This window comes from Negadavirga shengliensis, assembly GCF_042652345.1.
Lineage (GTDB): Bacteria > Bacteroidota > Bacteroidia > Cytophagales > Cyclobacteriaceae > Negadavirga > Negadavirga shengliensis.
The window spans coordinates 56241-69059 of record NZ_JBHSJJ010000006.1 but is presented as its reverse complement, the minus strand read 5'-3'; the positions used below and the strand labels follow the sequence as shown (position 1 = coordinate 69059).

The following is a 12819-nucleotide window of genomic DNA, read 5'->3' as shown; positions in this document are numbered from 1 at the left end:
CCTAGGCCCTGCTGGGCGCTGGCTAAATCAAATCGAAGAGATCCCGGATTCCGGGAACCCGTTCCACGGTAAATCCCTCTCCGTATTTAGCATTGATTTTATGCCCCATTTCCCTTGCCCTGGCTTCAATAAAATCCAGAAACTCCGGACGTGAAATGAAACTTTCCGGCTCTTGGTTATGCGGGTCGTAAAACTGGGATTTAAAAGCCAAAATACTTGCCTTCTTCTTGTCCCAAAAAGCAGATATATCCACCACAACGTCCGGCTCGATATAGTTATTCTGGATATAATGATAGATCACTTTAGGTCGCCAAGGTTGTTGTTTTTCTCCTTCCACTGAAGTTTCAATTTTCCGGAGGCCACTTACAAAACACGCTTTGGAAGCCAGGCTTGCGCCTTTCCCATGGTCTGGATGCCTGTCCGTCACCGCATTGGCCAAAACCATCTCAGGTTGATATTTACGGAGAATTTTGGCTATTTCCACCTGGTGCTCCCTGTCATTGTCAAAAAAAACATCTTTAAAACCCAGGTTTTCCCGCATGCTTAATCCCAATATGGCAGCGGCCCTGTCAGATTCCAAAAGGCGCAATTCAGGGGTGCCACGGGTACCCATTTCTCCCTTTGTAAGATCCAAAATCCCTACCTTATAACCTTTCGCAATATGGGAGGCAATGGTACCGGAGCAGGATAGTTCGGCATCATCGGGATGGGAGGCAATGGCAAGTATATCCAGTTTAACGCTCATATTATCTTATTCTAAGTCTTTGGCCTACACGAAGGATAGACTTTGTACTGATTTGGTTCAATTTGGTGATGTGGCTTACGGAAACGCCGTATCTTTTGGCAATAACCGAAAGATTTTCCCCACTTCTCACTCTATGGTAAACAGCTTCCTGCATTTTGATCACATGGTCAAAACTGTTGGCCGTAATGGCATAGGTATCACTTTTTAGCCTCCCTATATTAAAATCAAACAGTTCTGTCGGGTTAATGGACAATCCCTGGTACCGAATTTCAAAATGAAGATGTGGACCTGTACTTCTACCGGTATTTCCCCCCAACCCAATTTCTTCTCCGGCCTTCACCTCTTGTCCTACTTCCACCGAAATACGGGACAGATGCCCATACAACGTTTCCAATCCGTTTCGGTGTCTGACCACGACGTAATATCCGTATCCGTACCTTTCATATGACCGAATCCTTACGATACCATCGAAAGCACAATAAACCGGATCACCTACATTAAGTTTGAGATCCGTTCCATGGTGCCAGCGATACCTCCGAAAGCCAAAATCCGAGTTGATCTTGGTTTCTTTGAGCGGTGCACTCCAACTCGATCCGAAAAAAGGATCATACAATTTTACCGTGACGGTGTCTTTGAAATCCTTTGGGTTAAAATCATAAATATTGATTTTTCTACTGTCCCAAAGCGCATAATATTCAAATGCTGTCACCCAAATACTGTCTATCAATACTTTTTCTGACACCTCAACCAGTCTGTTGGTGGGCGCCCATACAAGGGAAATGGTGTCCTCATTGACCAGTGAAAGCCTTTTTTTCAGATCCACCCTCCCGCTGAAAATCAATGAATCAGTTTCTTTCTGAAGATTTTTAAGGTAAAGCTGAACATCAAAAGGATCTATTTTCTTTTGATCAGAAACATAACCGGTAGTTTGGCTTGGTTTTTTGATCAATTTTCCGTTGCTCTGGGCAAACCCATTCAAGGACGCCAAGCAGAAAATCATCACCAATATCCGGGTATAGCTGACTGGAAGCTCCATTTTTTATCAGGGCCTATTCCTGTGCAGCCAAAAACCTTTCCGCATCCAATGCCGCCATACAGCCCGTTCCTGCGGCTGTCACTGCCTGGCGATATTCGTGGTCCTGTGCATCACCGCAAGCAAAGACCCCTTTAACATTCGTAGTGGTATGACCGGGGGTGGTAATGATATACCCGTTTTCGTCCATATCCAGTTTGCCCTCAAATATTGAAGTGTTAGGCTGGTGGCCTATGGCTACAAAGAAACCCGCTATAGCCAATGTCCTCTCCTCCCCGGTTTTGTTGTTTCTGACCCGTACGCCGTTCACTTCCTCCTCTCCCAAAATCTCTTCGGTTTCGTGATTCCATAGAATCTCAATCTTAGGATGATTCATCACCCGCTTCTGCATAATCAGAGAAGCCCTGAGTTCATCTCTCCTCACCAACATATATACTTTAGAGCATATATTGGCCAGATAACTGGCTTCTTCACAGGCGGTATCGCCACCGCCCACTATGGCCACATCTTTCCCCCTAAAGAAAAACCCGTCGCAGACTGCACAGGCAGAAACCCCTTTACCATTCAGACGGGTTTCGCTTTCGATACCGAGCCATTTGGCGGAGGCACCCGTAGACACGATGACTGTTTGGGCCAAAATCTGCTTGTTGTCATCCACCCACACGCTGTAAGGCCTCTGATCCAGGTCTACTTTGGTGACTACACCGTACCTTACTTCGGTGCCGAACCTTTCTGCCTGTTTTTTGAAATCCTCCATCATCTGCGGTCCCATCACCCCCTCTGGATATCCGGGATAATTTTCCACATCATTGGTAATGGTCAGCTGTCCTCCTGGCTGTACACCGGTATAGATCACGGGAGAGAGTCCAGCCCTTGCCGCATAGATAGCAGCAGTATATCCTGCCGGGCCAGAACCTATGATCAACACTTTAACATTTTCTATTTCTTGGCTCATTTGATTTTGATGATTTTTCAGGTGCGCAAATTTTATCATTTATGACGATCTGACAAAATAAGATTTGCCAAAAATTAAACGGGTCGGACCTCCGGTCCATCCTTAAGTATAAAAAAAGGGGTTACCCCCTTTTTTTATGTAAAATATCATGTTATTTGGAGATTAACCCAAGTAAGGTTTAAGTGTTTTGCTGCGGCTTGTATGCCTCAGTCTCCTGATGGCTTTTTCCTTGATCTGTCTTACCCTCTCCCTGGTCAGGTTGAACTTTTCCCCTATTTCTTCCAAAGTCATCGCGTGCTCCCCATTCAACCCAAAATACAGGGTGATCACGTCTGCCTCTCTCTGGGTAAGCGTCGACAGGGCTCGTTGAACCTCTTTTCTGAGCGAATCATTCATCAAACCGTCATCAGGCTTGATCTCTCCATCGTTTTCCAACACATCCAGAAGGCTGTTTTCCTCCCCTTGCACAAAAGGAGCGTCCATGGAAACATGACGGCCGGATATCTTCATCGTATCCACCACTTCCCCCGCGGTAACTTCCAATACCTCAGCCAATTCCTCAGGAGAAGGTTCCCTTTCAAACTTCTGCTCCAACTCTGAAAAAGTTTTGCTTATCTTGTTAAGGGAACCTACCCGGTTAAGCGGCAGACGAACAATTCTGGACTGTTCGGCCAATGCCTGGAGGATGGATTGCCTGATCCACCACACCGCATAAGATATAAATTTAAACCCTCTTGTTTCGTCAAATCGCTGTGCAGCCTTGATCAGTCCCAAATTACCTTCATTGATCAAATCCCCCAAAGACAATCCCTGGTTCTGATACTGTTTGGCAACGGAAACCACAAACCTAAGATTAGCCTTGGTAAGCTTTTCCAATGCCAACTGATCTCCTTCCCTGATCCTCTTGGCCAACACCACTTCTTCATCCGCTGTCAGTAAATCTACCTTGCCTATTTCCTGAAGGTATTTATCGAGAGACTGACTCTCCCGATTGGTAATCTGTTTGCTAATTTTAAGCTGCCTCATTCAAATATTTCATTTTTTTTAACGCAATATATAACAGAACTTCCCTTAAAATAAGTTCAAATTATTTTAATTGTTCTGCTTCAAGAGGTTTTTTTTGGCTTATTTGTCTTTTTTCTCAGGTTTTGGCAACAACACTTTCCTCGAAAGCTTGTATTTCCCTGTCTTCTTGTCAATATCGATCAGTTTGACGGCGATTTCTTCTCCAGACTCCAGCACACCTTCCATAGACTCCAGCCGCTCCCACTTGATTTCGGAAATATGAAGCAGCCCGTCTTTACCTGGCATGAATTCTACAAAAGCACCAAAAGGCATGATGTTCTTCACTTTACCGGTATATACCTCCCCGATCTCAGGTTGGGCCACTATGGTTTTGATCCTCGCCACCGCAGCATCCATCGCATTTTGGTTGTTGGAGAAAATATTGATTTTACCCACATTGTCCACTTCTTCAATGATGATGGTGGCACCCGTATCTTTTTGGATTTCCTGGATCACCTTGCCGCCCGGTCCTATCACAGCCCCAATGAGTTCTTTGGGTATCTCGATGTTTTTAGACCTTGGGGCATGGGGTTTATAGTCGGGTCTTGACTCGGAAAGGGTTTTCGAAATTTCGTTGAGAATGTGAAGCCTGCCCTCTCTCGCTTGATAAAGTGCTTCCTTCAAAACGTTGTAATCCAACCCCTCAACTTTGAGGTCCATCTGACAAGCAGTGATGCCTTTGGCTGTGCCTGTCACTTTAAAATCCATATCCCCCAGGTGATCTTCATCACCTAAAATATCGGAAAGAATCGTGTATTTACCTGTTTTGGCATCAGAGATCATTCCCATGGCGATTCCGGTCACCGGGGCTTTGATAGGTACGCCGGCATCCATCAAGGCCAACGACCCCGCACAAACGGTGGCCATGGATGAGGAACCGTTAGACTCAAGAATGTCCGATACCACCCTGATGGTATAAGGATTGTCAGCGTCCGCGGGAAGCACTTTTTTCAATGCCCTCATAGCCAAATTTCCATGCCCAACTTCCCTTCTTCCAGGCCCTCTGCTCGGCTTGACTTCCCCTGTGGAAAATCCAGGGAAGTTGTAATGCAGGAAAAACTTGTTATATCCGGAGAGTACCGCACCGTCTATCATCTGCTCATCCAATTTGGTACCTAAAGTACAGGTGGTTACGGATTGGGTTTCGCCCCGCGTGAATACTGCTGATCCATGAGCAGAAGGCAAATAATCCACTACTGACCAAATGGGTCTGATTTCATCAGGGGCTCTGCCATCCAAACGCTTCTTCTCATTCAAAGTGAAATTCCTGGCTGCCTCCTTGTGGATTTTTCCAAAGTACCCCCCAATAAGCGTTTCATCATATTCGTGTTCTTCGCCAAGACTTTCAATGAAGCTGTCTTTTATTTCCTGAATCAGGGAAGAACGCTCCTGTTTGTTGGCAATCTGGCGGCTTACCACATCATAGCATTTGTCATAAAGCTCCGTTTTCATCCGCTCATAAAGCGCCTCGTCATGCACTTCATGGCTGTATTCCCTCTTGGTTTCCTTTCCAACCAATTTCGTCAATTCCTTTTGTACCTGACAATGGCGTTTCAGTTCCTCATGGGCAAACTGCAGCGCCTCCACCATCTCATCTTCAGAAATTTCACTGCCTTCGCCTTCCACCATAAGAATAAATTCTTCCGAACCCGCCACAATCAGCTCCATGGTTGCCCTTTGAAGCTCGGATGGCTTGGGATTGATTTTATAATCCCCGTCTATTTTTGCCACCCTTACCTCGGAAATAGGACCATTAAAGGGTATATCAGATACTGCAAGAGCCGCAGAAGCAGCCAACCCCGCAAGACAATCCGGCAAAACATCTTCATCGGAAGACATCAGGGTAATGCTGATGTTGGTGTCTGCATGGTAGTCATCGGGAAAAATAGGCCTGATGGCACGGTCTACCATCCGGCTGATGAGGATTTCATAATCTGAAAGCCTGCCCTCCCTCTTCAGAAATCCTCCGGGTATCTTTCCGGATGCTGCGAATTTTTCCTGGTAGTCCACGGACATAGGTAAAAAATCAACTCCTTCCCCAGCTTCTTTTTTGGTCACGACAGTGGCCAACAACATGGCTTTGCCCATTTTCACAACCACTGCTCCATCCGCCTGTTTGGCAAGGGCACCGGTTTCTATAACGATTTCTCTACCATCTTCAAGAACGATAGATTTGGAAACAACATTTGGTAACATAAAACTTAATGATTCTGTGTAGTGTGTAGTCTTAAAAGTAAGGTTTAATATAGGAGATATAAAAAAGTAAGGTTCCTCTATACAAAGGAACCTCACAATCTTTTTTATTTACGAATTCCGAGGTCTGCAATAACAGCTCTGTATCTTTCAATATCATTTTTCATCAGGTAATTCAGCAAACGCCTTCTTTTACCCACCAGCTTCAGCAATCCTCTACGGGAAGAATGGTCTTTTTTGTTGGTCTTTAAATGCTCGGTAAGGTGCTGTATACGGTAAGTAAACAAAGCAATCTGAGATTCAGAGGATCCTGTATCTGTTTCAGATTTTAACCGACCATGATTTTTGAATAATTCCGCTTTTTTCTCTTTAGCTAAATACATGCCTAGTTAAATATTATTTTGAATTTTATAAAACAGCTACAAAGGTAACACGATTATTTCACATTATAAAACTTCCGGTTTCAACTTTTGTCTTTTCTTTAATTTTAATTTTCGGAATGCGCCAAGCAGCTTTTCCCATATACCCTGATAAAAATCCGGCTCGAACAGCCGTGCATCCTTTCTGGCTTGCTTCAAAAAGAAAAGCCCGAATGGAATCAGGGCGAGGTTGGAAAAACAAGTCCCAAACAAAGTATTGGTAAGACCCTCTTTTGCCCATTTCTCACCCGTGATGGTCAGCATATAATACATGATGAAAAATATAATGGACATAAGAACAGGCATGCCCAGGCCTCCCTTTTTGATGATGGCCCCAAGTGGAGCCCCTATCATGAACATCACAAAGCATGCAAATGCCTGTGTATATTTTTGATACCAGGCAATCTGGAACCTGCGGTATTCTCTCTCCAGGTTTTCGATTCTGGTCCTGTTAGTGGTAAAACTGTTTTTAAGATTCCTGGCGGAAGTCAATCCTACTGATGCCGCTGACACAAAATACCTGTCGGTATTCCTTAACGAATCCAGTTTCATCTTTTCTGTCTCTGTCAGGACAATGGGGTTTTCGACTTCTATAGGAACAATTCCTGCATTGATTGTCCGGAGGTTGGGTTTGGGTTTTGGCGGAACGTTATTTTTTACCCCGGCGGTATCTGCTTTTGCCATGGCATCCGCTTGGGGCACAACCTGTGTCGTGTCTACTACCGGCTTTTCTGCTGCTATCCCCTCGACAGGCGGGGGAACCATGGAATCCTGGGTTGAGACCGGGGTCCCCGCACTCCGATCCTGATTTCCGCTGGTTTCATCCGCCCGCTGCGACTGGTTATATTCTTCCTTATATTTTAAATTTTTAAGCGAATCGTATTCAAGTTTCTTTTTCAGAATATCATCCGGGGGATGGAGCTTTCTTGCCCTTCCAAAAAAGGCATAGGAGGCCTCTGTATTGGCATAATTATAAAACATCCATTGGTTATGTTCCCTGTCCATTGAATCCAGGTCTACTTTTATCTCACTGATATTTTTGATGGACCGGTTGGAGGACCACAAATCTTCAGGTGTACGGTTCAAATCAAATGCATCCAGGTTAAATACCATTTGATTCTCCACAAACTGCGTCCTGTTGAAGCTAGCGGGTTTTTCTTTGATTCCCCTTTGCCCTTGGCTTTCCTGGTAACTGTAGCCGCTATGTAAGGTCAGCATCATATACCTGTCGTTAAAAAAAGGTTCCATCCGGCCTGAATCCGCGGTAATGACGTGCAGGTTTCCCTGCCCGGAGGTATGATCATAGATAATGATGTCCCTGAGTCTTACTTCATCCAGTTTTCTGTTGACCTTGATGCTGTAGTTAGGGATACCGTTATAAAAAACCCCTTCTTTGATGTCCAGCGCAGGGGATTTCATCCGGATGTCATACAATAGGCTGAAGGTTTTAAGGTTGACCCTAGGGACGATGTAGTTGTTTGAATAGTATGCCAAAAAGGTGAGCACAACCACAAAAATGCCGATGGGAAGCAGGGCACGAAGGAGGGATATGCCACTGCTTTTGATGGCCGTAAGCTCGAAATGTTCCCCCAGGTTGCCGAAGGTCATCAGCGAGGAAAGCAGCACAGCCAAGGGCAAAGCCATCGGGGATATACTGATGACAAAATAACCGATAAGTTCAACGTAAACGGCGAACGGAAGGTCTTTTCCGAATATCTCATCGAAATACCTTAGCATGTTCACCGTCAGGAGAATAAAATCTACTACGACAAAAGTGAGTATAAATGGACCGATAAATGATCCTAATATTAATTTATCCAGTTTTTTCATGAAACGCCCTTACCGCTCTTTTCTTACAAATTAAGACGCTGTAAAGTTCAACATATTGTAGCAATTATGGTAATGAATAGGGCTTTAACCACCGATAATTTCTTTGAGCCCATTGATGAGTCCTTCCCAAATTGATTTCTGTTCCTGTTCACTGTAAGTGTCTCCGTAATCCACCACCCGTAAGTAAAAAGTCTGGGTAAGCTCATTTTCCTCCAGTTTGAATTCGATAAATGAGTGGTCCATGCCATTATCCGGCCCTTCTGTTGGGTCAAAAAACTCAAATTTGACGTGGTGGTTTGTCCTCATAATGACCGGTCTGGCATAATGGTCTTCTCCATCATAGACAAAGTTGTAAATCTTATCCTCATTGATGGTCACATCGTCCGCAAACCATTGCGACAATCCGCTTGCCGTGCTCAAATACGGATAAATAATCTTCTTCGAAGTATTTATCTGATAATCTGAAACAAACTTGGTTTTCTCCATAGCCTTACTCGTTCTGGTGGTTATAAAAAATAGTAATTTTTGCCACTCTGGTTTGCAATTCAAGGATTATCCTTACATATTTGCATTCCATTTCGGCGAGGTAGCTCAGATGGTTAGAGCGCAGGATTCATAACCCTGAGGTCACGGGTTCAATTCCCGTCCTCGCTACCCAAAAGCTTCTCTGTTATCAGAGAGGCTTTTTTTGTGCACAAATCCTCATCATATCACTTCACGAAGGTGCCTATCCGCCGAGGCGGACCCGGGTTCAACTCCCGCCTGGCTACCAAAAGCTTCTATTAAGAGAGGCTTCCATTAATTCTATTACGGAATAGAACTCCATTTATTACGGTCAAATCCTATAAACCTCGGTCGGGACGAAATGGAATGAAGATAACGGATCCCCACGCTGCCCTTATTCCGGAAAGCCTGGTTCTTAAAAGGTGACTTTTTTATTCTCTCGTAATGATACCAATTACATTTCCGGAAACCCGTCCCTCCTTTTCTATCGTTTTCCACTTGACATTAAGTTTCTCACTCTTTACCACTAAGCATCACTTCTCCTAAAATCAGCTAAACCTCAGCTTCATATTTCGGAGAAGTAATATAATGAAAATTTCAAAAAACCTATGTCCTTATTTAGGTAAAGACATAAAAAAACCCTCCGAAGAGGGTTTTTTATTTTCAGCGTCTCCACTTACTTTACTTTTTCAACTACAGCTTTGAATGCCTCCGGGTGATTCATTGCCAAATCAGCTAAAACCTTTCTGTTTAATTCGATTTCTGCCTTTTTCAACATCCCCATAAATTGCGAGTAGGACATGCCGTGTTGTCTGGCGCCTGCATTGATACGCTGGATCCATAGTTTTCTGAATTCCCTTTTCTTGGTTCTCCTATCCCTATAGGCGTACTGCAGTCCTTTCTCATATTTATTCTTGGCTACCGTCCATACATTTTTCCCTCTTCCGAAATAACCTTTGGTAGCTTTTAATACTTTTTTTCTTCTTGCTCTTGATGCTACAGCATTAACTGATCTTGGCATAATTTTTTTTAGTTTTTGACCTTTGGCGCCTCACGGACTTACAAACCAAACATCTGGTGAATTAAATAACCTGAATTAATTGAAACGAATTAGATTCTCAACATGGCTTTTACCCTGCCCTCATCTGACGTATGCACTTCCCCCATCTTAGTCAGATTTCTCTTCCTTTTGGTGGATTTTTTTGTCAGAATATGGCTTTTAAAAGCATGCTTTCTTCTGATCTTTCCCGTGCCAGACAGTTTAAATCTTTTTTTGGCACTAGATTTTGTTTTTACTTTTGGCATTACTGTATATAATTAGTTGAAATTATTTTTTACTCTGTTTGGGAGCCACAAAGATGTTCATCCTCTTTCCTTCCATTTTTGGGAGCTGCTCCACCTGCCCATAATCCTCAAGCGCCTGGGCGAATCTCAGCAGCAACATTTCTCCTCTCTCCTTGAACACGATGGTACGTCCCACAAAATGCACATAGGCTTTTACCTTGGCACCGTCCTTCAAGAAGTTGATCGCATGTTTTAATTTGAAATCAAAATCATGGTCATCGGTGTTCGGCCCAAACCTTATTTCTTTCACTACCGTCTTGGCAGCATTGGATTTGATCTCTTTCTGCTTTTTCTTCTGTTCATATTTGAACTTGGCATAATCGATCACCTTGCATACGGGAGGGCTTGCGGAAGGAGAAATTTCTACGAGATCCAAGCCGTTTTCTTCGGCAAGAGCGATAGCCTGATCAGTGGGCATGACAGCATTCCCCCCCTCTACATAATCACCTACCACACGCACCTCTCTGGCTCTGATTTTCGAATTTACTCTATATGGCTCTTCTTGTCTCGGACTGTAAGTTCTTTTTCCTCTCAAAATATTTAATGGTTGTTGTTTAAAGTTTCAATCTGCAAATATCTAATAATTTTTGAACAATTAAAAATACAATATTTACAAACCATTATTATTTGCTTAAAGAAGCATTAATTATGTCACGGAAATATTCGGCAAATTCTTCATGACCAAAACTGCCGATATCTCCTTCCCCATGCTTTCTGAGTGACAATTTGTTATCCTCCTTTTCTTTCTCCCCCACAATGATCATAAATGGGATTTTTTTTACTTCGGCGTCCCGGATCTTTCTTCCTATCTTCTCATCCCGGTTATCCACTTCTCCCGATATCCCTTTTGCTTCCAAATATTGTTTCACTTCGGAGGCATAGCCGGCAAATTTTTCGGATATAGGAAGGATAATGACCTGTTCCGGAGCCAGCCATAAAGGGAAGTTGCCGGCACAGTGCTCTATCAGGACCGCCACAAAGCGCTCCAAAGAACCAAAAGGCGCACGATGGATCATCACCGGCCTGTGTTTCTGATTGTCGGAACCTACAAATTCCAGCTCAAACCTTTCAGGTAGCTGGTAATCCACCTGGATAGTCCCAAGCTGCCAGCTTCGGCCCAATGCGTCCTTAACCATAAAATCCAATTTCGGTCCATAGAAAGCAGCCTCTCCAAGCTCGGTAACGGTATCGAGGCCTTTTTCCAGAGCCGCGTCAATTATGGCCTGTTCCGCCTTGTTCCAACCTTCATCTCCCCCTATATATTTGCTTTTATCCTCGGGGTCTCTCAGGGAAATCTGGGCGGTAAACTGGTCAAAACCCAATGCTTTGAAGACATACAGCACCAGGTCTATCACCTTGATGAATTCTTCTTTCACCTGATCCGGTCTGCAAAAAATATGGGCATCATCCTGGGTGAACCCCCTCACTCTGGTCAAACCATGAAGTTCGCCACTTTGCTCATACCTGTAAACCGTACCGAACTCTGCAAAACGGATTGGCAAATCCTTATATGATCTGGGCTTACTTTTATATATTTCACAATGATGGGGGCAGTTCATCGGTTTCAACAAAAATGACTCCCCCTCATGCGGGGTAGCTATAGGCTGAAAGGAATCCTTCCCGTATTTTTCATAATGCCCTGAAGTTTCATATAAAGCCCTGTGACCGATATGTGGCGTGATCACCTGCTGATAGCCGGATTTGTCCTGCTCCTTTTTCAGAAAATTAACCAAGCGTTCTCTCAATAAGGTGCCCTTGGGTAACCACAGCGGTAATCCCATACCCACTTTCTCAGAGAAAGTAAACAGCTCGAGCTCTTTGCCGAGTTTTCGGTGATCACGTTTCCTGGCTTCTTCTATCAGGGTCAGGTATTCCTTCAGTTCCTTGGCCTTAGGAAAAGTGACGCCATATATCCTTGTCAGCATCTTGTTCTTCTCATCACCCCGCCAATAAGCTCCCGCGATGTTCAGTAACTTGATGGCTTTGATGTACCCCGTATTGGGAATATGGGGCCCACGGCAAAGGTCTGTGAAATTTCCCTGCTCATAAAAGGTAATGGTTCCATCTTCCAAACCCTCCAACAGGTCCAGTTTATACTCATCCCCTTTTTCCTTATAGTATTTGACCGCATCGGATTTGGAGACGCTTTTTCTGGTAAATTCGTTCTTTTGCCTGGCCAGTTCCGCCATTTTGGCTTCAATTTTCTCCAGTTCGGCACCGTCAAGTGTTTTATCACCAAAATCAACATCATAATAAAACCCGTTTTCAATCGGGGGGCCTATGCCGAATTTTATACCGGGATATAAAGCCTCCAGCGCCTCCGCCATGAGGTGTGCCGAAGAGTGCCAGAACGTGGATTTTCCCTCCTTGTCACTCCAGGTAAGCAACTCTATCCTGGCATCTTTTTCTATCGGTCTCGTCGCGTCCCATACCGTCCCGTCGACTTTGGCCGCAAGAACATTCCGGGCAAGTCCATCACTGATACTAAGAGCAATGTCAAGTCCTGTTGTCCCTTTTTCAAAAACCCTGACCGAATTGTCAGGAAAAGTGATTTTGATTTCCTTGTTAGAAGACATTTAAAATTTATATTGGTTTAAACTTCACCTTTACAAACAGGTGCATATTTTAGCTGCAAATATGCAAATTCGTGATGGTTAAAAAAAGGGCTGTCGCATTCTTCTGGCAAAAGCCCGGCTAATTGCCCATGTTTCCGGTCTTCCTCCAGTTTGGC

The 12819-nt window shown here is 44.1% G+C and carries 12 protein-coding genes and 1 tRNA gene; 1 reads left to right on the top strand and 12 read right to left on the bottom strand.

Translation table 11 applies throughout. From position 1 onward, the window contains the following. Nucleotides 1-22: 22 nt before the first annotated feature. The 8 genes from bshB1 to ACFPFU_RS11985 form a co-directional block, all read right to left on the bottom strand. Entirely contained in the window at nt 23-745 is a 723-nt protein-coding gene (gene bshB1, locus ACFPFU_RS12020) for a bacillithiol biosynthesis deacetylase BshB1 (RefSeq protein WP_377064796.1), read from the bottom strand. A gap of 1 nt (nt 746) precedes the next feature. Continuing rightward, a complete protein-coding gene (locus tag ACFPFU_RS12015) occupies nt 747-1781 on the bottom strand; it encodes a peptidoglycan DD-metalloendopeptidase family protein (protein WP_377064794.1) in 1035 nt (344 codons plus the stop codon). A 13-nt stretch (nt 1782-1794) separates the two neighbouring features. Beyond that, complete coding sequence (trxB, locus tag ACFPFU_RS12010) at nt 1795-2733, bottom strand: thioredoxin-disulfide reductase (protein WP_377064792.1); 939 nt, start codon at nt 2731-2733, stop codon at nt 1795-1797. Between the two features lie 162 nt (nt 2734-2895). After that, nucleotides 2896-3759: a sigma-70 family RNA polymerase sigma factor gene (locus ACFPFU_RS12005; RefSeq protein ID WP_014021150.1), complete on the bottom strand. Its 864-nt coding sequence runs from the start codon at nt 3757-3759 to the stop codon at nt 2896-2898. 99 nt (nt 3760-3858) lie between these two features. After that, entirely contained in the window at nt 3859-5994 is a 2136-nt protein-coding gene (pnp, locus tag ACFPFU_RS12000) for a polyribonucleotide nucleotidyltransferase (RefSeq protein ID WP_377064790.1), read from the bottom strand. Between the two features lie 104 nt (nt 5995-6098). Further along, entirely contained in the window at nt 6099-6374 is a 276-nt protein-coding gene (gene rpsO, locus ACFPFU_RS11995) for a 30S ribosomal protein S15 (protein ID WP_377064788.1), read from the bottom strand. A gap of 63 nt (nt 6375-6437) precedes the next feature. Beyond that, complete coding sequence (locus ACFPFU_RS11990) at nt 6438-8240, bottom strand: LptF/LptG family permease (RefSeq protein ID WP_377064786.1); 1803 nt, start codon at nt 8238-8240, stop codon at nt 6438-6440. 84 nt (nt 8241-8324) lie between these two features. Further along, complete coding sequence (locus ACFPFU_RS11985) at nt 8325-8726, bottom strand: START-like domain-containing protein (protein WP_377064784.1); 402 nt, start codon at nt 8724-8726, stop codon at nt 8325-8327. 94 nt (nt 8727-8820) lie between these two features. Here ACFPFU_RS11985 and ACFPFU_RS11980 point away from each other — a divergent pair. After that, a tRNA-Met gene (locus ACFPFU_RS11980) sits at nt 8821-8894 on the top strand. A 526-nt stretch (nt 8895-9420) separates the two neighbouring features. Here ACFPFU_RS11980 and rplT read toward each other — a convergent pair. The 4 genes from rplT to thrS form a co-directional block, all read right to left on the bottom strand. Further along, entirely contained in the window at nt 9421-9765 is a 345-nt protein-coding gene (rplT, locus tag ACFPFU_RS11975) for a 50S ribosomal protein L20 (protein WP_377064783.1), read from the bottom strand. Nucleotides 9766-9854: 89 nt separating this feature from the next. Then, a complete protein-coding gene (gene rpmI, locus ACFPFU_RS11970; RefSeq protein ID WP_377064781.1) occupies nt 9855-10049 on the bottom strand; it encodes a 50S ribosomal protein L35 in 195 nt (64 codons plus the stop codon). 22 nt (nt 10050-10071) lie between these two features. Beyond that, the gene (infC, locus tag ACFPFU_RS11965; RefSeq protein ID WP_377064779.1) at nt 10072-10623 is read right to left on the bottom strand and encodes a translation initiation factor IF-3; all 552 of its coding nucleotides are present in this window, start codon (nt 10621-10623) and stop codon (nt 10072-10074) included. Between the two features lie 88 nt (nt 10624-10711). Beyond that, nucleotides 10712-12664 (bottom strand): threonine--tRNA ligase, encoded by a 1953-nt coding sequence (thrS, locus tag ACFPFU_RS11960; RefSeq protein WP_377064777.1) that lies wholly within the window; start codon nt 12662-12664, stop codon nt 10712-10714. Nucleotides 12665-12819: the final 155 nt, after the last annotated feature.